The organism is Bradyrhizobium sp. MI1.3, assembly GCF_055811695.1.
The window spans coordinates 1-5907 of record NZ_JBVVPQ010000147.1; the positions used below are offsets into that span (position 1 = coordinate 1).

Annotated in this window: 3 protein-coding genes; 1 reads left to right on the forward strand and 2 read right to left on the reverse strand. The window is 57.8% G+C overall.

Going from position 1 to position 5907, the window contains the following annotated elements; genetic code table 11:
* The first annotated feature begins 52 nt into the window (after positions 1-52).
* On the forward strand, positions 53-787 hold the full coding sequence (locus AC0L3A_RS39690; RefSeq protein WP_473256461.1) for an outer membrane protein: 735 nt from the start codon (positions 53-55) through the stop codon (positions 785-787).
* A gap of 2933 nt (positions 788-3720) precedes the next feature.
* Here AC0L3A_RS39690 and sbmA read toward each other — a convergent pair.
* A complete protein-coding gene (gene sbmA, locus AC0L3A_RS39695; RefSeq protein WP_473256460.1) occupies positions 3721-4935 on the reverse strand; it encodes a peptide antibiotic transporter SbmA in 1215 nt (404 codons plus the stop codon).
* Positions 4936-5111: 176 nt separating this feature from the next.
* The gene (locus tag AC0L3A_RS39700) at positions 5112-5855 is read right to left on the reverse strand and encodes an outer membrane protein (RefSeq protein ID WP_473256462.1); all 744 of its coding nucleotides are present in this window, start codon (positions 5853-5855) and stop codon (positions 5112-5114) included.
* Positions 5856-5907: the final 52 nt, after the last annotated feature.

Genomic DNA, 5907 nt, shown 5'->3' on the forward strand with positions numbered 1-5907 from the left:
GCACGTTGTTAAGACGCACGAGGCTCGGGGCACTCAAGACATGAGAATAGAAATGAAGAACTTGTTGTTTACGGCAGTGGGCACGATGGTGCTTGCTTCGGTGGCCCCTGCATTCAGTGCTGATCTGCCTACGCAACCCATCAAGCCTCTCCACACCGCCGCGCCTGGGCCTGTTGCGGCTGCAATCTACGATTGGAGCGCTTACTATATCGGCGCGAACGGTGGCTTGGGCTCAGGCGCGAGTTGTTGGGAGTACCTTGGCAGCACGCCCGAGGGCTGTCATCATCCGACAGGCGGTAGCGTAGGCCTCCAGATCGGCTATCGATGGCAGGTGGGTCAGATCGTGCTGGGTGTTGAGGGCCAGGGGAACTGGGCTAATTTGACCGGGTCCAATGACAGCAGCGCGTTTTTCGATACTATCAACCAGACTAAGATTGACGCGTTCGGTCTTCTGACGGGGCAGATTGGTTATGCGTTCGGCAACAACCTACTTTACGGCAAAGGCGGCGCCGCAGTCACGCGCAACATCTTTCAGATCACCTCAACCTTCACGGGAGCCAGCAGCACAAGCGACGTTCTTTGGGGCGGCGCGTTGGGGGTCGGATTCGAGCACGGCCTCGCGCCGGACTGGACGGTAGGCTTCGAGTACGACCACCTGTTCTTCCAGCCTCGCACGGAGAACTTCACCGGGAACATTGCTGGGGCCGATCGCATCCGCAATGACCTCGATGTTATCACGGTGCGGGTCAACTACAAGTTTGGCGGTCCGATTCTCCTCAGATACTGATCCGTAGTTGTGTCGATGGCCCCGGCCAGGCCGGGGCCATTTGAAGGAAAGCATGGCCCGCTCAGAGCCCGGCCATTCAGGCAGCTCCAACGCGACGTTCAAGCGGCGCCTGCGCGATCCCGGCCCATCGCCTTTCGCCGGCCTGGGACCCGTCCTTCTCCGGACGGCATGCTCGGCAGCACTTGGCGGGTAGCCGGATCATCGCTGCCGGCTCGGCGCTGAGCACATTCGGCCGAAAGTGCGGCGACCGCCTTGCCAAGGTAAGCGGCGCATCGCCGTCGCAATCGAGGCAGGACACGTTAGATCGGCTCATCCGCCTCTGTCGCAAACCTGGACGACCGGTAGCTCGGCTTTCCAACATCTCACCGGGCCGTCCGATATCGCGCGCCAAGCGCCGATGCGGTTCGAGGAGAAATCATCTGTGCCGCGGGCCGTGCGCAATGACGTCCGCGGACACGGGCGGCCTCATGATGAAGCAAGGCGGCATCCACAAAGGAGTGACCCAAGTTTCTCCGGCCGGGACGCCATAACCCTCGCGCTCAGATGGCATCGCTGCCGGGCGCAAGCTCCATCACCGGGGTAGACCTCTAGTCCCGTTTATTCAAGCGCGAAGATGAAACCCACCGAACCCCAGGCGTCAGCCTCGGGCCACACAGCTGCATTGAAGTCAAGCTGCTGTGCCCACGCGCTGATACCCTCGCTCTCTTCTTCGGGAGCTGGGTTCGGGAGCCTAGCCATTACGGCGCGAACCGATTGATGGCCGTTCTTCTAAATCGAAACCACATATTTGCACGAATGTGGTCGGCGGCTTCGGCGGCTCCGAAGATTGGTCGCGAGCCGACCCACCACACAATCACGTCGGACTACTTCGATCATTGCGATCGCGTTTAGCCCGATCGGCGTCTTGAACGATTGTTGCCTCCGACGTTAAGCGGGCACGTTCGCCTGCAACCTAGGCTGGGACCGCATCGAGCCTGGATTGCGCTGGCTGACAGCCTTGCTTTACTCCATCTCCCATGCCTTCTCAGGCGGGACGAGGCTCAGGATAGAAAGGGAGGGAGAGTTCTTCTCTACCGAGACGCGCTCGGTGAAGAGGGATGCTGCGTAGGCGCGAGATCGCTGCCCTCGATTGCCTTTATTGCTGGCCAAGGTTTTCAAGCCGTATGGTGTGGCTAATCACATTGCGCGCAATTATCGCAGCAATCAATTTGCGGGTAAGGTGATCGCGCAGTGTGAAAGCGCGGGGGAATAGGTTTGGAGTTCATTTTCGGTCCTTCACACCTCGAAGGGGCTTCTGCAGTTCGCACCCGTAGCAACCACAACAGGATTCCTGCAGAGTCCGTAGCGCGAGACGTGTCAAGACAGTTGGATCCAAGTGACCTTTTGCGGCCAGAGCTAATACCTTTTCGGCGAGGCACGCCTTCAACGAAGACGTCCGGTTTGCTTCGGGCACCATCCCGATCGCATCGTCCAGAACACCTCGCAACAAAGCGCATAGTTTGGTTTTTGCTGTCATGGCGCTAATCCAAAAACAACGGAGATCTGGCCGACCTCGGCTCCGGCCCGCCTGGCCGGTGGCCCCCGGAAAGCCATGCGGAATAAACCTTCTTCGCTCCAGGGAGCGGGGGGATAAGGGAGACGGCCGAGCCTACAAGTACAAGAACTAGGTTTCGGGAATGTGACGGTTCGTGCTCCGCTCATTCTGGATGCATGACGGCTTAAGAAAGCATCCTGCGGTAGGTCCTTTGGTTTTCGAGTCAACGCTTGCTGACGCTATCAACAAAAGTTCGTAAAGCGTTTGGTGAGGATCGCCGAGCCGTGAATTGGGCAGCCTTAGTGGATTGCTTGTTCCGATCGCGCCAATTCCAGCTTAGGAGCTCGTCGCGCCTTTGAGCCGGATGTGCGGCGCAGTTGCTATAATCGGCGAGCCACGCTTGTGAATCCACGCTGTTCAATCTGGCGGTGATGTTCACGGCCAGAGCTCCGGCTCGGCGGAAAACGGATTGGTCCACAGCCTCAGAGTTGTCGAACCCCAGTTCTGGTAGTTGAAACACGACGCAACATCATCTTGAACTGTTGTGGCAAGGTTCACAGTTGAGCTTACGAGTGATAAGAATTTCTCTTCGAGATCATTTCGGCGTGCTCCGGCCAGCCCAGCTTGTCGCCGTCCAGGATCGCTGGTTCGAGTGGCTGGACATTCGCACCGAAGCTTTCGCCCAGCTGCGCGATCCAGTGACGCTGGGACGAGCTTGGGTGCCTCTGGGCTCGATTACCGTTCCCTCACAACCAGAATGGGCACCAACACATCCGGCGGTCGCCCGAGCTCGCCGCCCCACGTAATGCCGAATCGCCCTCTTTAGCACCCTATTGCATGGAGGGGATCAAGTTTGAAACATCCCCGTGTGGTCGTTCTGGCGCAGTCAGTCAGGAGCGCGACACGATTATGATGGCTCGCGGAACGAAACAAGACCGTTGGGGCGTGTCTGATTCACACTGTCGAACTTGCGGCACGCTGGTAGTTAGTTGTAGAGCTAGGCGGTATGGACTCTAAGTACCCATTTCCAGAAGCAAATCAGATTCATGACTGTTTTTCGGAGCTAGTCTTCGGTGTCATGAACCCGCTGGTCTCGACCGCGGGTCAAACGCGCAATGCACCAGAAGTGGCTGCTTTGTAGCTTACCCGCCGAGGTCGTAATGGCCGATATAGCCATTTGGCCGCCCGTTTGCCTCAATCCGCGCCGCTGCAAACGTGCGCTCACCGTCACCTACAACATCCCGTCACAGGCGTTCCGATATGCAGTTGCTAAGTCTCTCTACCTCGAGCGTCATCCTCTCGAGTGCCCCTTCTCACAACTTAAGCAATTCAGCCGCGTTGCAACCGATTGACATGGAACAGAAGGACCAATGTCCGTCAACTCCTGCAACTACGCCAATCATGGGGCTGGCTCCTTTTGTGTCTCGATCGACGGCAGTAGCCCACCGTGAATCTTTGCCTCAAAGCTCCGCAGCCGCTGATAGATCGAGATCAGTTCGACGATCGTGCTCCAGGAGTTGACGAGATACTGAAACGAGGTTCGCACTTGCGTGAACGCGTTGAGGATCTGGTTCATCGCGCCGAGGGTGATCCTGCCCGCGATGATTGTGGGCGCAAGCAGCAGATAAGGAAAGATGCGGTCAGTCTGCAGATAGACGATGCGGCCGATATTGAAGTACATGAAGTTCAGATAGAGCCGGAAGTAATTCCTGCGAATGTCGCTAAACAGCACGCTTAATGTCGGCGCATTGGCACGCGCCGTATCATCCTCGCCGAGCACGAGCTCCTTGCGATAGGCCGCTTCGACCCGCTGGTTGAAAAATTCAATTCCGGGCAGGCGGATACCGATAAGCGCGAGAACGCCGGTGCCCAGGATCGACCAGATGACTGCGGCGAACACCAGCGGATAGGGAATCGAGCCGAACAGAGGCAGCTCCGTGATGTTGCTGGACAGCCTCACCAGAACCGGCAGGAAGGCCAAGAGCGTCAGCATCGCACTGATGAGATTGACGCCTAAACCTTCCATGGTACTGGCAAAGCGCATGGTGTCTTCCTGAATCCGCTGGGAGGCGCCTTCGATCGTGCGCAGCCGCGGCCAGTTGGCGACATAAAAATCGTTCATCGCCGTGCGCCAGCGGAAGATGTAGTGGCTGACGAAGAATCGCGTGATCACGCCGACCACGACGGCCAGGAGCGCGATACCGGCAAAGGTCGACAATTCGTTGTAGAACTGCTCGACCGTGACTGGCGCCGACTTCGAAAGCGCAGCCTGGACCAGGTCGTAGAACGGTCCATACCAGCTGTTGATCGCGACCGAGACCTGGACCTGAAAGTAAGAGGTGAACAGGATCAGCGCCGAACCAAGAATGGACCACGTCGCCCAGGGATGGGGGGCAAATAACATCCATGCAGCCGCGAACACCGTAACGGTCAGCGCAAAATAGAGATCAAACCACAGCGCCGAGGCGGACCAGAACGTCGCAAGCCCGACCGGCTTCTCCGGGGATTGAAAGAGATTGCCGGCAACTCCATACCAGAACGCCATCGCCAATGCCGCCCAAAGAATTGACGACGCAAAGAACAACTTTGGTCGAGGGAAGAATGAAACGAACATGCTTGCTGTCCTCATAGATTTAGAGCTTCATCTCAGAAGATGAACTCGCCGCCGTCTGGCTAACTCTTTCCTGACTTGGTCCGTCCGGGGCCAGTCGCGTCGCACGCGCGATGCTTAGCGTACCCGAGAAGGCCCCGGGCAGGCCGGGGCCTTCGATTCACCAGCCTAACTACAGATCAATATTTGATGGGAGTCGTACCACCGAACTTATAGTTGAGCCGCGCAGTCACGAGGTCGAAGTCCTGAAGGATGCGATCGCCGCCCAGCGAAGTACCAGCCGAGACAAAGTGCACGTCGGCATCCCGCATGAAGAAATGGTCGTACTCGACGCCTACGGACCAGTTCGGCGCGAAACCGACTTCGATCCCGACCCCCACAGTAGCCCCCCAAGGGCTGATATCAGTGCTCGCGATCTGCGCGTCCGTGAGTACGGACTTGACCCCATACGTGTTGCTCACCACTGCGACGCCACCCTTGGCGTACAACAGTACATTCTCGAGCGCAAAACCGATCTGCCCAGTCATCGTACCGAACGCGTCGATCTTGCTCTGGTTGACATCGCCAAACGCAATGCTGACATTGGATCCGCTCAGATCAGCCCAGTTCCCCTGACCTTCAACGCCCAGCACGATCTGGCCCATCTGCCATCGATAGCCGATCTGTCCACCTACTGTCATGCCCGTCGCGTCATGACAGCCCTCAAACTTGCTGCTACTGTAGTCCCAACAATTCGAGCTTACGCCCAGGCCGCCGTTCATACCTACGTAGATGCCGCTCCAGTCGTAGATTGCGGCCGCAACGGCCCGCGGAGCTTTGGTGTAGATTGCTTGGGCGGGCTGCGCGGTCAGGTCTGCACTGAATGAGGGCGTCGCTATCGCAAGCGTCAGCATGCTTGTAGCCGCAAGCAGGAAGTTTTTCATTTCTATTCTCATGTCTTGAGTGCCCCGAGCCTCGTGCGTCTTAACAACGTGC

Excerpts from the sequence above, each read along its gene's own strand:
- sbmA (WP_473256460.1), bottom strand. The coding sequence starts at position 4,935 with ATGTTCGTTTCATTCTTCCCTCGACCAAAGTTGTTCTTTGCGTCGTCA.
- AC0L3A_RS39700 (WP_473256462.1), bottom strand. The coding sequence starts at position 5,855 with ATGAAAAACTTCCTGCTTGCGGCTACAAGCATGCTGACGCTTGCGATA.
- AC0L3A_RS39690 (WP_473256461.1), top strand. The coding sequence starts at position 53 with ATGAAGAACTTGTTGTTTACGGCAGTGGGCACGATGGTGCTTGCTTCG.